The sequence below is a fragment of the Rathayibacter caricis DSM 15933 genome, from assembly GCF_003044275.1.
Taxonomy (GTDB): Bacteria; Actinomycetota; Actinomycetes; order Actinomycetales; family Microbacteriaceae; genus Rathayibacter; species Rathayibacter caricis.
Window position 1 is genome coordinate 205,095 of the sequence record NZ_PZPL01000002.1, and the last position, 14,560, is coordinate 219,654.

The window sequence follows — 14,560 nt, forward strand, 5'->3', positions numbered from 1 at the left end:
TCTGTTCGGGGCAAAAACGGTCAGGTCAGACCTGATCCGACTGCCAAGTCGGTCAGCGCAAGCTTCGGAAAAAGGCGCGCACGTCCTCCAGCCACACCTCGGGCGCTTCCAGAGCCATGAAGTGTCCGCCGCGCTCGGTCTCCGTCCAGCGCACGATCCGGTTCTCCCGCTCCGCGTACCGGCGAATGGCCACGTCCTGCGTCAGGGAGACGAGGACGGCCGTCGGCACACCCGAGACCGATTTCGTCCATGCTTCCGGATTGTGCATCGTCTCCCAGTACAGATTCGCGGAGGATCCGGCGGTTCCCGTGAACCAGTAGATGCTTGCGTCAGCGAGCAGCGTCGGCAGAAATGCCGGGTCCTTGGTGAGGACGTGGTGCGGGTCGGACCACTCTGCGAACTTCTCGGCGATCCACGCGAGTTGACCGGCTGGCGAATCGGTCAGCGCGTACGCGAGGGTCTGCGGGCGGGTCTGCTGTTGTTCCCGGTAGCCGCTCATCTCGGCGAGGAAGTGCTGCTGCCGCTGCACCCGCTCCTTCTCCGCCTCGGTCAGTTCGTCGGGGTTGTCGTCGGGGCCGGGGAAGTTGACGAGGGCGTTCACGTGCACGCCGATCACGGCGTCCGGGTGAGCTCGAGCGCATTGCGGCCCGATGAACGCGCCGGCGTCGCCTCCCTGCACTGCAAACCGTTCGTAGCCGAGCGTGAACATGAGGTCGCCGAGCGCGTCACCCATGCGCAGATCGGTCCAGCCCTCGCCCGCGAGAGGACTCGAGAATCCGTGTCCGGGGAGGGACGGGATGACGACGTGGAAGGCGTCCGCCGCGTCACCTCCGTGCGCGGTCGGGTTCACGAGGGGCCCGATCAGGTCCACGAACTCGAGGAAGGAGCCCGGCCAGCCGTGCAGCAGCAGCAACGGCGTCGCCTCGTCGTGCTTCGATGTCACGTGGATCGCGTGGACGCGCTGCCCATCGATCTCCGTGACGATCTGCGGGAACGCGTTGAGACGATCCTGCGTCATCGACCAGTCCTGCTCCTGCCATGCCTGGACAGCAGTCCTCAACCACGACGCAGGCACTCCCTTGGCCCACTCCTCGCCGGGGAGCTGCTCGGCGAAACGCGTTCGTCGAAGACGGTCGATCAGATCCTCGACCTCGACCGGCGTCACATCGATGCGGAACGGCTGCACTTCGGACATTGCGCTCTCCTCACGATCAAGCCTGCCCACCTACGATCTCCCCGCCCGGACTCGAACCGCAATCCATTCACCAAGACGTCATCGACTGGATTCGAGAATCGCGAACGTTCGGGCGGCGCTGCGTTTCCCGCGACTGATCAGAGAAGCACGTCAACGCCAGCGCCTCTTCTCTGCGCGGTGCTGATGGTGGGGAGATCGTCGGCTGCTGCTCACACCGCCGAAACGTGCACGCCGCACACTCGATTCAGACGCCGAACCACCTGGACGGAAGGGTCGACGAGACCGATGACTCTGCACCTGACCCGCACTCACCAGAACCGGTGGATCGCCCGACGACCGCGCAGCCGCTCCATCGCCGGAATCATCACTCTCCTCAATCCCGGCCAAGTTCCGCCCGTGTTCCGCGCCGAAGCGCGCACCCCCTTCACCGACGAACGACGACTCCTGCAGGACTCCAACACCCTCGAGATCGCGTTCGCGCGCACCATCGCCTCCCACATCCGCGCAACCGAACCGGCCTCGTTCATCGACGAGAGAGCGGACGTCGACGACACGGAGCAAGTCGCCTAACAGCAGCGCCCGAGCACCAGGTCCTCGACCGACGCCGTCGTCGACGGTGATCGAAGCGGCTACCACCTCAACTGCTCAGAACACAGGTCATCCCGCACGGATTACTCGTTCCAGGTGACGGAGAACTCGTCCCGGCCGCCCGGATCAAGGAACAGCTCGAGCGCACTCATCGCCTTCGGCGCGTCCTCCGCGGAGAACAGCGCGATCCGCAGGCTCAACCCAAAGCGATCTTCCGTCACCACGACCGGACCGAGACCGGGAATGACGACCACGAATCCGCCCTTCGGCCGTGGACGGCGTTCCCCTGCCAACAGACGACGCCGAAGGTTCCGCACACCCAACGCCGGCTTGCGCGACCGCACCCGCGCGATGAGAACAATCGGCTGAGACATCACCCCTCCCTACCCGTCGATGGCCTGGACACCGTCGTGACCGCACGGTTGCCGTCAGCACTACACACAACACCACCGGTTCCCCGACGACGAGAACGTGGTCACTTCCTCAAACGCCGTTAACCTTTCTGGCTCAGCCTGGACACATGACTACTGACCTCGATGCTGACCAGGTCGTCCGCGATGCGACCGCCGCCGTGCGTAAGAAATTCCCTGATCGCTCCGAGAGCGATATCGAGGCCATCGTGCGGGAGGAGCTGAGCAAGCTCCTGGACCGGCCCGTGCAGGACTACCTTTCCGTCCTCACAGAACGCGCGGCGAAGCAGCGACTCAAGCACGACACATCAACGACCTGACCATGCGAGCCGAGACGCTATGTCGCCTCGACGTTTTTGCCGCCGTCGTGGCAAGCGGCGCCGCATCCCTCATGCTGTCGTCCTGCGCGATGGGGTGCGACGAAGTCGGCTACCGCAACGAGCTGCGCGTGACCGTGACCGGCGAGAATCGCGACAACGTCACTGACGTGCGGCTCTGCGCCGACGGTATTTGCGCCTACCACTCGCAGGAGGCCGCCCCCTCGACAGGACGCTCCTACTGGGTCACTCACGCCGTCTCCGACCTGTGGACCTACGACTTTGGAGACCACCATCCCATTCCGTGCAACTGACCCTCCTCGACGACACCGGCCACACTCTTGACGAGCAGGAGCACGCGATCGACTGGACCCTCACCGACGAACCCAACGGTCCCGGATGCGGCTGGCGCGCAGACCCCTACGACCTCACGATCAGCATTTGAAGGGATCCGGAGGGCGACTTGCACGGCACCGGTGACAAGACAAGGGCGCCGGCACGTCATGGTCTTCAACAATTTAAGGCGTGGGCGCCGCCGCTCAACACTCAGCATGTCGACGGCCTCGCCCCTCGCCCAGTCATCACTAGATTCATTCTCAGGACGATGGGCGCGATGAGTTCACAGGCTGGCCCTTCCCGTGCTGGTGGGAGGACCTTGGCGCGGCGTAGCATCCGGTCAACTTGTCTCACCGAGAAGGAGGCCGTCAGTGTCGCGCCACACGCTCGAGCTGCCAGAAGTCGATCTCGTCTATGACGTCCACGGGCCATTACCCACATTGGACGGGCGTCCGCCTCTGGTCATGATCGGCCAGCCCATGGACGCCAGTGGCTTCAGCGCGCAGGTCGCTCTGTTCGATGACCGCACCGTCGTGACCTACGACCCGCGCGGCCTTGGACGAAGCGAACGCAAGGACGGCGGAGTCACTAACGAGCCGGACACCCAAGCTGAGGACGTTCATGCGCTCATTCAAGCTCTCGGCGCCGGCGCGGTGGATCTGTTCGCCAGCAGCGGTGGCGCGGTCGGCGCGCTCGCGCTGGTCACGGCGTACCCGCACGACGTGGCGACTCTCATCGCGCACGAACCTCCGATCGACTGCGTCCTGCCAGATGCAGAAACCGTCCAAGCCGCCCGGGAGGCTTACACCCGGGTGTACCAGGACAAAGGTTTCGGTGCTGGCATGGCCGCGTTCATCGCGATGACCTCCTGGGAAGGTGACATCACCGAGGAGTACCTCGCCCAGCCCGCACCGGACCCGGCCACGTTCGGTCTGCCGACCGAAGACGACGGCGCGCGGGAGGACCCCCTGCTCTCCAAGCGGTCCTGGGCTGTGCCCCACTATCAGCCAGACATTGATGCATTGAAGGCGGCCCCGACCAGGATCGTGATCGCAGTCGGAGAGGAATCCTTGAAGGTCTACACCGGCCGAACCGCCATCGCTCTGGCCGACCGACTCGGCCAGCAAGCCACCGTCTTCCCGAGCCACCACGGCGGATTCATGGGCGGCGAATTCGGCTATGCCGGCCAGCCTGAAGCGTTCGCCGCCAAACTCCGCGACGTACTCAACTAGCCCTAGCTCCTCCTCTGCGACGTATCCACGTTCAAGGCGCGTAGGCAAACTCCAGCGCACGTGCATTTGCAGAAGAGCCCACAGCGAGAGTTCGGCCGCGGCGTTCAACGCTTGAGCGAGTACTGGGCGATTTCGACTCCGGTGGTGGGGGTGACGCTTCGCTTCAGCACCAGACCGGTTCGATCGGAGTTGCCGAATAGGTGCTGCCCACAGAGCAGGTCGTCCGCGACGCGAGTTGATTGAGGGCGCGCGAGGGAGTGAACCTGCGGACGATTGGCTCGAGGATTATTCGACGCGGGTGGCGACTCGATCGCAGAGAGTCGTCCACTCGCCGTTGGGCTTGAATTCCCAATGGTGATTCTGAGTGCGGCCATCGTCACTGAAAGTGATCGTGGCGCGTTCGGTAGCTCCGGTGAAGGTCCAGCTCGCACCGTCGCAGGTCACAAGGTACTCCCGAGCAAATCCGTGGTTCTCGATGCTCCACGAGAAGTAGGTGCCTCGCTCCGCGTCCCAGCCGAGGAAGCTCAGAGTGTCAAACGGGCCGTTCGCCCGTTCGTCCTGCACGACGAACTGCTCGCCCGAGTGCCAGCGGGCCGAGTGCACACTTCGCCACTCGGCACCATCAAGGTCCGCACCATAGGCCGTTCCCGTGGCACTCCAGTCTCCGACGAAAATGGCCAGCGCCTCATGCCCATCAGTCATGCCCCTCATCCTGCTCCGCGTCGAAAGCGAGGACAAGATGTCGGTTTCGCACCTCCGGGCTCAGCGCCGATCGGCGTTGGTGCGCCCTCACAGCAACGCTGCAGGCGGACCCAACCGGCAAAGCCGCCGACTCGGCGATGCCACGGACCTCGCCGAACAGTGCCGGCGCTCGTGCTTGCCCTCGCCGTGCCGTCGCTCCGGTGGCTGCTGGTCCTTCGGAACCGTAGCCGTCGACGGTGGACTAGACGCCCCAGACGTAGTCGGCCGTCACGCGCCGCTGACGTCGTAGCGGAGCCGCACGAGCTCGGACCCGGCGAGTGCCGTGGCATCGAGGAGCTTGAGGCCGGGGTGCGGTAATCCGGAATAGAGGGAGGAGCCGCCGCCGACGAGTCCGGCTCCGACGAGGACGATCAGCTCGTCGACGAGACCCTGCTCGAGGAGCGGGTTCCAGGTCGTTCCGCTGCCGAACATCAGGAGGTCGCGGTCTCCGGATGCCTTGAGTGCACGGATCTCGATAGCCGCGTCCTCTCGCCGGACGATTCTGGTGGTGGCGGCCCAGGGAGCGTCGGGATCACGGGTGAGGGTGTCGCTGATGACGAGGGAGTCGAGTGTGGTGACGAGGTGGGCAGTTTCGCGGTCGCGGTCGTTCGCAGAATCGTCGGCTACAAGGGCGCTCCAGGTGTTCCAGTTGTTCCGGAACCAGCGGCTCCCATAGACGAGGGTGCCCGCCTGCCTCAGCATCTGGAGGTTGTGGTCGTTGAACGCGTCCTCGAACGGAAGGGTCGAGAGGTCGTGCTCGGGTCCCTCGTAGTAGCCGTCGAGGGAGGTGAGGACGGAGACGACGAGTCTGCTCATATCCCGACGCTAGCGAGTATGCCCTGTCTGGTTCCAGTACCCGAGGTCAGCATGAATGTGCCTGCTCGTGATCAGGAGCGGCGGAAGTCGTCGTTGTCGGCGAGAAGTGTGCTCATTCGGAGGACGAGCTCGGCCAGCCGGGCGTCGACGTCGTCGTACCCGTCCGCGAGGTCCTGCAAGGAGTACGCCGCGGAGGGTCGCCGGCGCATGGCTAGTTGGTTCTCGGTAGGGAGTTGCCCAGCTTGTTGACGGTGCGCGGTGATGGCGGACATTGCCCTCGTGCTGAGTGACTGGTGTGGGGCGAGCCATCCGTGCTGGTCGATGGCGGGGAGCAGAGTCGGTGCTGCTCTCCAGTCTTCAGACAGAGCAGTGGCGCAATCGTGCTCGTCATCGCGGTGAAGGGTGGGGTCGAGGATCTCGTGGACGGTGTAGCGGAATCCCAGCGCCGCCGGCCCCAGAACGCGCAGCCACCGGGTAGTCACGCATCGCCAGCATGCCGCCGACTCATCCGCCCGAGGAATCACGATGCCCGTGATGGTGAGCACGGGCGTCAGTGTGATGTCGGCCTCGGTGACGGTGCGGGCCGAGTGTCGGGTCCGGTGAAGTTGATCCAGGAGCAGAAGCAGGAACCCGTCGCGGCGGCCCACCAGCCCCGCCGGGTACCGCGTGACCGGAAGCGCTCGCAGCGCGTCGGTGGCGCTGACCCAGCCGGCGCCGACCCGGACGGGTCTGGCAGGTTCGGTCGGCGCGACCGGGAAAGGCGCGCCAAGGAGGGAGTGACCAGCGCGAAGGGCGCTCACCCGTGCGGTCGCGGTGGAGGGTGCTGCAGGAACCGCGGCGAAGAACCGACCCAACTGCGTCAAAGTTGCCGGAACTGCCGGCACGTCCACGGCGGCGCACCAGTCCGCAAAGAGCCGCCAGTGCGGTCGGTACGAGGCGGGAAGCTGCTCGAGAACGTCGTTCATGGTCGCGAGCTGGCGGTGGGTGGTCATAGGCCGAGGGTGGTGACGGCGTTGCCGGTGAGGGGGTCGCGTTCGCGTGCGTAGATCTCCACGGTCGCCGCTGAGCGGTGCCCGGTCTGACGCATCACCGCATGCGTCGTCGCCCCCTGACGCAAGGCCTCGGTGACGAACCCGGCGCGCAACGAGTGCGCGCTGTACCGGACCGGATCGAACCCGACCGCGGTGACGCGACGTTTGACGATCAAGTTCACCGACTGCGCGGCCAACGGGTTCTCGGTGGGCAGGCCGCTCTTGTGCATCCTTCGCAGCAACGGAGCCTGCCCTGGCAGGGTTGGGAGGGTACTGCGGCAGACGTGCGCCGCCGGGTCATCGGTGAACAGCACCCGCATGACGGCGCTGCGCCCCTCCCCCGCTGCTGCCAGGATTCGCAGCCACCGCATCCACGCGCAGGGCCCACAGGTGAGCGGTTCCCGCCCGTACGGGACCGCTTTGACCAGGCCCTTTCCGACCTGGTCGGTCTTCGAGCGCCGCACCCGCACATGCAGGCCGTCCTGCCGATGCCGCACGACATCCTCCAGGCGCAGCTCGGTGAGCTCACTGCGCCGGAACGCACCCGCCCAGCCAAGCAAGATCAGCAGCCGGTCCCGCACCCCCGTGACCCCATCGGGCCAAACGGTGACGTCGATGCGGTCCAGGACCGCTTGGATATCGCTGAGCAGCAGGGGGTCCGCTTGCCGGGTAGGGCGTTGGCGGTCGCGGCGGATGCCCTGCAGAGTCCGCGTAACGAGAGCGCTGTGTCCGGGGAGAGGCAGGTTCTGCTCCGCGTGGGCGGCATTGATCGCAGCCAGAGCGCGCGCAAGCGTCGACGGGGCATAGCGCCACTCCCCCGCCGTGTTCAGGATCCCGGCGCGATCGGCGAGGTACTCAGCCACCGTCTCCGGCGACGCCGGCAGATGCGGCCGCCCCGCCGCTGAACACCAGGCCACAAACGAACGCAGGTCCCCTTGGTAGGCGCGTCGGGTATTTCCGGCGATCGACGCCTCCCCCAGCTGCACGACCGCGGGCGACACCGGGACGAGAGTCGACACCGATGCGGCGATATCCCGTCCGGGACCGTCCTCGAACTCACGCATCAGGACGCCCGAGGTGCGCCGAGGATCTGGCAAGCCCGGCACACACTATCGCGGGCAGCCGCATCAGCGGCACCCTGCGGACACGCGCCCCGATTGCGGTGCGGCACGCGCCCGTCGGCGACCTGCTCCAGCAGCCGGACGCGATCAACTAGACGCGGCACCGGACTGCGCAGGAGCGCCGTCACTCGCAGCAACACACCCCAGGACGGGACCTGCTCCGCGTCGAACCACTCGGCCGTGCGCACCTCGTGGACTTCGAGCGCGATCGCCTCGAGATCCAGCGGTGCGGCCAACAGGTCCTCGAAGGGTCCGTCGAGCTGATCCTCGAGTTTCACGCCCGCCTCCTCGCCCTTGAAACCGGCCCGATCATCGCCGAGCGCTCATCTCAGCCTAGTAGCGGTAATCGCAATTATCGATGGTATGAAACGTCTGGGTTGAGGTGACATTTTTGGCTGCCATAACTACCTCTCGGCAGGTAGATCCCGCTTGTTGTGGTTCGTCGATGTCTTCCGCTCAGAGAGGCCAGCCCACCAGGCCACCGGCGATCCCGTGCAAGAGTGGATGGCGGACCACGGATCGGTCATCGGGTCGGCGGAGTGATTCGAGGTTGACGACGCCCGCTGATCCGATAGTCCTAGGAGCACCGACTCGAGCCCTTGGCGGCGGAGGAATAGCGAACGCGAAAATTACGCCATGACGTAATTATTTATTAAGCCGATCGCGGATGGCTTCGTCAAGGAAGTCGACCACCGTCATGCCGTTCTGCTGCAGGTACGTGTCGAGGCGATCACGCAGTGCGATCTCGACCTTGGACGAGAACGGCTCCATCCGTCTCTTGGACCGAGGGCGTCCGGGTCCAGGGCGGCGGGCGGTCACCTCCTCCGCTTCGACGGGCGGTACCGACGCCGGCACCGGCGTCTCCACCGCCGAGGGGCGGGCGGGCGACAGGGTCTCGAGGACGGACGCGACCGGAGCCTTTGCGACCGAAGATTTACGCTGGATGCTGCTCATTTCGCTACTCCTTCAAGGTGACGAGCGTGCGCGACGAATCGCTCGGTGAGGATCGCCGGCCGACGGCCGCTCAGCTTGGTCAGCGGCACGCGGGCGCTGGCCGAGTCCTGCATGGCCGTCCACGTCGGCAAGTACGGCTCCACGAGGAGATCTCCGTACGCCGCGCGCAGCTCCTCAAGTTGGAACGAATGCTCGCTCGTCAGCGGGCTCGACGTCTTGTTGACGACGATGCCCGCGGTCTTCAGCGACGGATTGAGGTGAGGCATCGCCGTCACTTGACGGACGGTGTCGAGGAACTCCCCCACTCCGCGGACCGCGAACGACGTCGGCTCCGTGACCACGAGCACCTGAGTCGCAGCCAGCAGCCCGTTCACCGTCAGCCGCCCGAGCGCGGGCGGAAGGTCGATGAGGATGTGGTCGTACTCCGCGAGCTCGGGAGATTCCCACATGACCGTCTTCAGCCGCACCTCGGCGCCCATGAGCGACTCGGTCTCCATGCGGAACAGCGCTTCCGAGCTGCGCACCACGTCGATGCCCGTCCACGAGGACTTCGTGATCGCCTCGCCGATCGAGCCGGTCACTCCCCCGTAGAGCACATCGAACACATCGAGGTCACCTTCCGCCTCGAGCGCCGTCGACGCGTCGGCCTGAGGATCGAGATCGATCACCAGCACCTTCCGACGCATGAGCATGAGCCCTGTCGCGACACCGAGAACCTCAGCCGTCTTGCCGACGCCACCCTTACGGTTTCCGACTGCTGTGATGATGGCCACGGCGCCTCCCTTTCTGTCCGTCCATATTTCAATCTTACTGCACGTACGTCTTTACGTCTTGACGTAAATATTCTCGACAGAGCGGCGTGTGCCACCGTGTCGACCGCGACGCTAGATCCCGGCGTCAGTGCAATCTGCGACTCATCACGTTGAGCCGTACTTGAGTCGCCGGACGGTGGGCGTCCAGGGTTGTTGGTCCGTTCTCATCAGCTACAAATATTTACATAATGACGTATTTATTCTAAACTTGCGGTCCGGTTATCGGGTCTGGATTGGCTCCGCCAAAGCGCAACCCTACATCTGCTCAGGGCTCGTTACATACGTCTTTCCGTCATGACGTATTTATTTAAGCTAGACCGCTGGTGGATCTACCTCCAGAACCGACACCTCGATTAATTATTTACGTCATGATGTATTTATCTGCCACGTCCGCAGCATGGTGGCACAGTGGACAGCCAGGTCCACCAACGGTAGCGATGCAGGGACAGAACACAGCAATAAATATATCTGTCATGCCGTATTTATCCCGAGCGGCTCGATAATTACGTCAGGACGTATTCGTACGTACTCCGACCGTCCGCTTTGCTGCTTCGGCGGTCGGTCGCCCGAGCGGACTGCGGGGACGACACGAGCGTCACCGAGCATGCGCCGTTGCAAGCTCATCCCAGTGCGTTGTAGCGCGCGCTGAGAGCGCGTCTCGCTTCATCGACCACACCGGCCCTGTCCGGACACCGGCGCGGCCCAGCCCAATCGACGCGCGTCCATGTCGCTTGGTCACCGCGTCGATGGTCGCACCGAGGTTTTTGACGTCGAAGACCGGATCGAAGAAGTCGAGGTAAACGTGGGAGCCTTTGGGGGAGAGGTTGGTGAGGATCACGCCGGCTCGCACGTAACGGGCTCCTTCGCGGAGTCGAGGTCCTAACGTGCCGATCGCGGCCTTGACGATCGCTACGGGGTCGTCGGTCGGGACGGGGAAGCCGGCGAGTCCGCCGGCGGATTCGTAGGGCGCGTTGACGAAGGGAGATGTTGACGCGAAGACGCTCATGGTTTTGGTGACGGAGCCCTGCGCGCGGAGTCGGTGTGCGGCGCGTTGCGCGTAGACGGACAGCACCTGCTCCATGTCCGCGATCGTCGTGACGGGTGTGGCGAAGGAGCGGGAGAAGATCAGCTGGTCGCGGACTGTGCGGGCGGCCTCGAGGGGATGCAGTCGATGCCGCGCAGCTCGTACACGGAGCGCTGCAGGACGACGGAGAACTTCTTCCGGATGAGGGCGGGGTCTGCGTCGCGCAGGTCGCGGATCGTGTGAATGCTCAGTTCCGCGAGTCGCTTGCCGGTGCGGCCGGCGACACCCCATAGCTCGGTGACGTGCTGGGAGGCCATGAGTGCGTCGAGCTGCTCGGGGGTGTACCAGTCGGTGTCGCAGACTCCGCCGAGACGCGGGTGCCTTTTCGCGCCGCCCTTGTTGACGAACTTCGCGAGGGTCTTGCTCGGCCCGAATCCGACGCAGACGGGCAGGCCGATGTTCTTGGTGACGGCGGAGCGCATCGCGCGGCCGATCTTCGCCCGCTCGGCGACGTCTCCGTTGACGCCGAGGAAGGATTCGTCGATCGAGTACACCTCTTGCCAGGCGGAGTAGCGGCCGAGGAGTTCCATCACGCGGGCGGACAGCTCGCCGTACAGCTCGTAGTTGCTGGAGCGGGCGATGATCTCCGGGAGGCGGCGGGCGCGGATGAGGGGTTCGATCTTGAACCAGGGTGTGCCGTTCTCGATGCCGAGCTGTTTCGCCTCGTCGGAGCGGGCGACGACGCAGCCGTCGTTGTTCGAGAGGACGACGACGGGTCGGCCGTGGAGTTTCGGGTCGAAGAGCCGCTCGCAGGAGACGTAGAAGGAGTTGACGTCGACCAGGCCGATGCGCTGTTCAGAGCGCACGGTGGAGGTGGTGCAGGCAGACGGTGACGACGCCCCACACTTGGAGGTCGCTGAGCTCCGGGACGAGGATCGGCGGGTAGTCGGGGTTCTCGGCGCGGAGGATCACGCCGCTGACGGTGAGCTCGAGGCGTTTGACGGTGAGTTCGCCGTCGAGGATCGCGATGACGACGTTGCCGTGCTTGGGTGTGAGGGAGCGGTCGACGACGAGCTCGTCGCCGTCGCTGATGCCTGCGCCGATCATGCTCTCGCCGGAAACGCGGACGATGAAGGTGGACGTCTTGTCGCGGATGAGGTGGTTGTTGAGGTCGAGTGAGCCGTCGAAGTAGTCCTGGGCGGGGGAGGGGAAGCCAGCAGCGACCGCGTCACCGGCGACGAGGAACGCGAGTGTCACGACGCCCTGTGCCGGGATCGCGATGTTCTCAACGATCGTCACGCTCATCGGGATGCCTCCTCACATGCTCGAACGTATGTTCGATACAGTCCGAGTGTAAGTCGGAGGTTCCGACACTGATCCTGCGAACGGTGATTCCGCGCGGTGGTGGGGGAGTGGTCGAGCACGGTCGGGGTAGGGGTGGGCGTCGCGGGTTAGGCGGCGGTGGAGGACCACCAGAGGGAGCCGGGGGCGAGCATGCCGGTGCGTCCCCAGTGGAGTGCTTCGCGGTGATCCCCTCGGCCGGCGGCGTCGCGGGGGTAAAGCGGCCAGACGCGCTCACCGGGGGAGGGGTTCTCGAAGAGGGGGCGGCTGGTGACGTGTCGACGTCGTGGGCGTTCCCTGGGTGTAGAGGAGCGGTGGGCGAGTTCGGCTTGCCACCAGGCCCAGACCTCGCGCTCGACGCTGTACCGGTGCGCTCGATCCTCCAGCAGACCGTCGACTCCGAGGGCTCGTGCTGCAGCGGTCCGGAGATCGCGAGCCGCTCGGCGCCATCCGTCGGTGTGCTTGACGATGAGGCGATGACTGCGGAGCCGTGACAGGTTCGTCGCTGCGGTGCGAGACCCGACGCCCAGGAGGCGGGCGGTGACCTCGACGGTGACGGAGGCTTCACGGCGCAGCAGTGCGTAGACCTTCCCGGCGAGGTGTCCGAGACCGGCGCGGGTGAAGAGGTCGTGGCGTGCGTCGGTCAGTTCGTGCTCGATCAGGTCGAGGAGGATCGCGCGTTCTGAAAACAGCTGTCCGGGGGGGCGGGGGTTATTGAGTGGTTGTGTCCGGATGGTTTCGTACCCTGTGGAAAATGTGCCGGTCAAGCGCCATTCGCTCGCGTTGCTGCCATCGGCGCGGGCGATGAGCTGCACGTAGCCGTCCTCGCGCAACGTCCGCAGCGCGCTGGCAGCAGTGGTGCGACCCAGGCCGGAGAGCAGCGCGAGATCGCGGACGGACGCAGCAACGGTGCGCTTGCCGGTGTGCAGGGTGAGGTAGGCGAGGGCGGTGAGGATCGTCCGCTCCGAGGTGGCGCGCTCGGTGCGGCCCCACCGGCCGGGATTCACCCGGAACCGGTCGAGGAGGTCGCCGACGGCCGCCACGATACCCTCGAGCTCGGTCAGGTCGCGGGGTTCGCGCTGCCCGGGGAGGACAGCGTGCAGGGCCGCGAACTGCAACGCCTTCTCCCACTGCCGGCCGAGCCGATCGGCCGCTTCCTCACGTGAGCGAGCTCGGCGGCCGCCGCGGCCGGTGTTCTTGGTCCGGTAGTGCTCCATGCCCGGCGCCGTGCGGGCGGCGTGCTCCACGTCGGTCAGCGTCCAACCCGCGTGCGCGGCAGAGAGCAGGCACATGAACGCCGTCCACGACGGGTTCGCGCCACCGCCGACGGTCGCCATGTGGGCGGTCCCCGCGGCGCTCAGGCCACGGTGGGTGCGGTGCTGCGCATCAGCATCGGCAGGGGCAGGGGCAGGGGCGAGCGAAAGCGATCGAACGGCGGGGTGCCTCGCTTCGAGAGCTTGTGTCACCGCGTGCAGCGACTCAGCGTCTACCACCGCGTCCAGCAGATCCTCTGCTTGCCCGCGGAGCAGCGTCGACGCGCTGCCGTCGCGGTGCGGGGACAGGGGCGGGCGCGCGGCTCCCGTTCGCGGGTTACGCAGCATGCCGTGATCCAAGGTGCGGAAGTTGGCTCGAGCAGCGACCGCCAGCCGTGCAACATCAGCTGCAGACGCGCCGCCGCGGACCGCGACCCACAGATGGCGGCCCCCCGTGCCCGAGGACTGGCAGACGACGTGCGGGACCTGGTGATCGTGCAGAACTGCGGAGAGCGCATCGCAGTCGTCCGCGGCCTGCTCCATGAGGTCGGAGTCGACGCCGTGCGAGTCCTTGCCGTCGAAGTCGAAGCAGAGCAGCCGGAAAACGCCGGCGTCGTCCGCGAGATAGATCGCCCAGGGAGTGCTCGGAGCGACGGGGGAGACCAGGAACGCCGCCGGGTAGGAGTTCTCACCCAGGCGCCCGTAGGCGTCGCGGCGCATCGTCCGGACGGTATCGCGCGGGCTCAGCCGACGTGACAACGACCACGCGTCGCCGTCGGTCGCCAACGGCACACCGCTGCGGCGCGCCGAAAGATCCGCCATTGAATCTTCCAGCCCGTGATGTATTCTTTCGGGCATAGAGAAGCCTCCCGCGAGGGCTGGTGACTTGATTAGCTCGAGATCCCGGTCTTTGGTCGGATGGGGGATCCTGAGCTACGAAACTTGGTGAGGCCCGCTTCGGCGGGCCTCCTTCGTTTAAGCGGCTGAGATCGGCAGCTCCTCTGCTTGAGGTCGCGGTGCCGCGACGCGGGGGAGCGCACCGTTCGCCTGGACTAGCTGGTGCAGGAACGTATCGAGGTAGTAGGCCACGGAGACCCCACTCGCTGCGGCAGCCGCATGCACCTCCGCACGCACCTCTGGGGTGACGCGCGCCTGAAGCAGCACGGTGGGAGCATTGTCCGCTCGCTTTGCACGACCCTTGATTGCGCTCATACGAGCATTCTTCTGAGCGAATGCATACATCTCAGGGAGGCGGACCGGCGAGTCCACGAACCGGCGGCTCGGAATTTCGGCGCCGCCAACTAGCGCCTCGACGAAGGTTCGAACGGCGTCGGTTGCTGCCACGACACGCCGACCATCGAAGGTCGGCGTTGATCGGCGCAGGGGCAT

18 protein-coding genes are annotated in these 14,560 nt (G+C 65.7%); 5 read left to right on the plus strand and 13 right to left on the minus strand.

Annotated elements, in window-relative coordinates; genetic code table 11:
* Positions 1-52 precede the first annotated feature (52 nt).
* The gene (locus C1I63_RS19080) at positions 53-1,225 is read right to left on the minus strand and encodes an epoxide hydrolase family protein (protein WP_244907282.1); all 1,173 of its coding nucleotides are present in this window, start codon (positions 1,223-1,225) and stop codon (positions 53-55) included.
* A 255-nt stretch (positions 1,226-1,480) separates the two neighbouring features.
* Here C1I63_RS19080 and C1I63_RS19085 point away from each other — a divergent pair, with 255 nt between their 5' ends.
* A complete protein-coding gene (locus C1I63_RS19085; protein ID WP_107576136.1) occupies positions 1,481-1,765 on the plus strand; it encodes a hypothetical protein in 285 nt (94 codons plus the stop codon).
* 101 nt (positions 1,766-1,866) lie between these two features.
* On the opposite strand, the gene C1I63_RS19565 is transcribed toward C1I63_RS19085, so the two are convergent.
* On the minus strand, positions 1,867-2,157 hold the full coding sequence (locus C1I63_RS19565) for a hypothetical protein (protein ID WP_146168507.1): 291 nt from the start codon (positions 2,155-2,157) through the stop codon (positions 1,867-1,869).
* Between the two features lie 146 nt (positions 2,158-2,303).
* Here C1I63_RS19565 and C1I63_RS19090 point away from each other — a divergent pair, with 146 nt between their 5' ends.
* The 4 genes from C1I63_RS19090 (at position 2,304) to C1I63_RS19100 (ending at position 4,078) form a co-directional block, all read left to right on the plus strand.
* A complete protein-coding gene (locus C1I63_RS19090; RefSeq protein WP_107576137.1) occupies positions 2,304-2,513 on the plus strand; it encodes a three-helix bundle dimerization domain-containing protein in 210 nt (69 codons plus the stop codon).
* A gap of 2 nt (positions 2,514-2,515) precedes the next feature.
* Complete coding sequence (locus tag C1I63_RS19095; protein WP_107576138.1) at positions 2,516-2,824, plus strand: hypothetical protein; 309 nt, start codon at positions 2,516-2,518, stop codon at positions 2,822-2,824.
* The gene (locus C1I63_RS19890) at positions 2,815-2,955 is read left to right on the plus strand and encodes a hypothetical protein (protein ID WP_159989480.1); all 141 of its coding nucleotides are present in this window, start codon (positions 2,815-2,817) and stop codon (positions 2,953-2,955) included. The genes C1I63_RS19095 and C1I63_RS19890 overlap by 10 nt, the downstream gene beginning before the upstream one ends.
* 262 nt (positions 2,956-3,217) lie before the next feature.
* A complete protein-coding gene (locus C1I63_RS19100; RefSeq protein ID WP_107576139.1) occupies positions 3,218-4,078 on the plus strand; it encodes an alpha/beta fold hydrolase in 861 nt (286 codons plus the stop codon).
* 285 nt (positions 4,079-4,363) lie between these two features.
* Here the strand turns inward: C1I63_RS19100 and C1I63_RS19105 are convergent, their stop codons facing one another.
* From C1I63_RS19105 to C1I63_RS19150, 11 genes are all read right to left on the minus strand, one after another.
* On the minus strand, positions 4,364-4,780 hold the full coding sequence (locus tag C1I63_RS19105; RefSeq protein WP_159989481.1) for a DUF1579 family protein: 417 nt from the start codon (positions 4,778-4,780) through the stop codon (positions 4,364-4,366).
* A gap of 267 nt (positions 4,781-5,047) precedes the next feature.
* A complete protein-coding gene (locus C1I63_RS19110; protein WP_107576141.1) occupies positions 5,048-5,635 on the minus strand; it encodes a dihydrofolate reductase family protein in 588 nt (195 codons plus the stop codon).
* Between the two features lie 71 nt (positions 5,636-5,706).
* Positions 5,707-6,627, minus strand: a complete 921-nt coding sequence (locus tag C1I63_RS19115) for a hypothetical protein (RefSeq protein ID WP_107576142.1) — start codon at positions 6,625-6,627, stop codon at positions 5,707-5,709.
* Entirely contained in the window at positions 6,624-7,730 is a 1,107-nt protein-coding gene (locus tag C1I63_RS19120; protein WP_107576143.1) for a site-specific integrase, read from the minus strand. The genes C1I63_RS19115 and C1I63_RS19120 overlap by 4 nt, the downstream gene beginning before the upstream one ends.
* Positions 7,730-8,065: a hypothetical protein gene (locus C1I63_RS19125; protein WP_107576144.1), complete on the minus strand. Its 336-nt coding sequence runs from the start codon at positions 8,063-8,065 to the stop codon at positions 7,730-7,732. The genes C1I63_RS19120 and C1I63_RS19125 overlap by 1 nt, the downstream gene beginning before the upstream one ends.
* A 367-nt stretch (positions 8,066-8,432) precedes the next feature.
* Complete coding sequence (locus C1I63_RS19130; RefSeq protein ID WP_107576145.1) at positions 8,433-8,741, minus strand: hypothetical protein; 309 nt, start codon at positions 8,739-8,741, stop codon at positions 8,433-8,435.
* The gene (locus C1I63_RS19135) at positions 8,738-9,514 is read right to left on the minus strand and encodes a ParA family protein (protein WP_236553712.1); all 777 of its coding nucleotides are present in this window, start codon (positions 9,512-9,514) and stop codon (positions 8,738-8,740) included. Before C1I63_RS19135 ends, C1I63_RS19130 begins: the two co-directional genes overlap by 4 nt.
* Positions 9,515-10,148: 634 nt before the next feature.
* On the minus strand, positions 10,149-10,634 hold the full coding sequence (locus C1I63_RS20400; RefSeq protein ID WP_328612395.1) for a DUF4113 domain-containing protein: 486 nt from the start codon (positions 10,632-10,634) through the stop codon (positions 10,149-10,151).
* 44 nt (positions 10,635-10,678) lie between these two features.
* The gene (locus C1I63_RS20405; protein WP_328612396.1) at positions 10,679-11,443 is read right to left on the minus strand and encodes a Y-family DNA polymerase; all 765 of its coding nucleotides are present in this window, start codon (positions 11,441-11,443) and stop codon (positions 10,679-10,681) included.
* Positions 11,433-11,882: a LexA family protein gene (locus C1I63_RS19145; protein WP_107576146.1), complete on the minus strand. Its 450-nt coding sequence runs from the start codon at positions 11,880-11,882 to the stop codon at positions 11,433-11,435. The genes C1I63_RS20405 and C1I63_RS19145 overlap by 11 nt, the downstream gene beginning before the upstream one ends.
* Positions 11,883-12,028: 146 nt before the next feature.
* Positions 12,029-13,891 (minus strand): hypothetical protein, encoded by a 1,863-nt coding sequence (locus C1I63_RS19150; RefSeq protein WP_146168508.1) that lies wholly within the window; start codon positions 13,889-13,891, stop codon positions 12,029-12,031.
* Positions 13,892-14,560 lie beyond the last annotated feature (669 nt).

Coding starts and splice junctions, on each gene's coding strand:
- C1I63_RS19085 (WP_107576136.1), top strand. CDS start 1,481: ATGACTCTGCACCTGACCCGCACTCACCAGAACCGGTGGATCGCCCGA.
- C1I63_RS19565 (WP_146168507.1), bottom strand. CDS start 2,157: ATGTCTCAGCCGATTGTTCTCATCGCGCGGGTGCGGTCGCGCAAGCCG.
- C1I63_RS19090 (WP_107576137.1), top strand. CDS start 2,304: ATGACTACTGACCTCGATGCTGACCAGGTCGTCCGCGATGCGACCGCC.
- C1I63_RS19095 (WP_107576138.1), top strand. CDS start 2,516: ATGCGAGCCGAGACGCTATGTCGCCTCGACGTTTTTGCCGCCGTCGTG.
- C1I63_RS19105 (WP_159989481.1), bottom strand. CDS start 4,780: ATGACTGATGGGCATGAGGCGCTGGCCATTTTCGTCGGAGACTGGAGT.
- C1I63_RS19110 (WP_107576141.1), bottom strand. CDS start 5,635: ATGAGCAGACTCGTCGTCTCCGTCCTCACCTCCCTCGACGGCTACTAC.
- C1I63_RS19115 (WP_107576142.1), bottom strand. CDS start 6,627: ATGACCACCCACCGCCAGCTCGCGACCATGAACGACGTTCTCGAGCAG.
- C1I63_RS19120 (WP_107576143.1), bottom strand. CDS start 7,730: ATGCGTGAGTTCGAGGACGGTCCCGGACGGGATATCGCCGCATCGGTG.
- C1I63_RS19130 (WP_107576145.1), bottom strand. CDS start 8,741: ATGAGCAGCATCCAGCGTAAATCTTCGGTCGCAAAGGCTCCGGTCGCG.
- C1I63_RS20400 (WP_328612395.1), bottom strand. CDS start 10,634: ATGGAGCAGGTGCTGTCCGTCTACGCGCAACGCGCCGCACACCGACTC.
- C1I63_RS19145 (WP_107576146.1), bottom strand. CDS start 11,882: ATGAGCGTGACGATCGTTGAGAACATCGCGATCCCGGCACAGGGCGTC.
- C1I63_RS19150 (WP_146168508.1), bottom strand. CDS start 13,891: ATGCGCCGCGACGCCTACGGGCGCCTGGGTGAGAACTCCTACCCGGCG.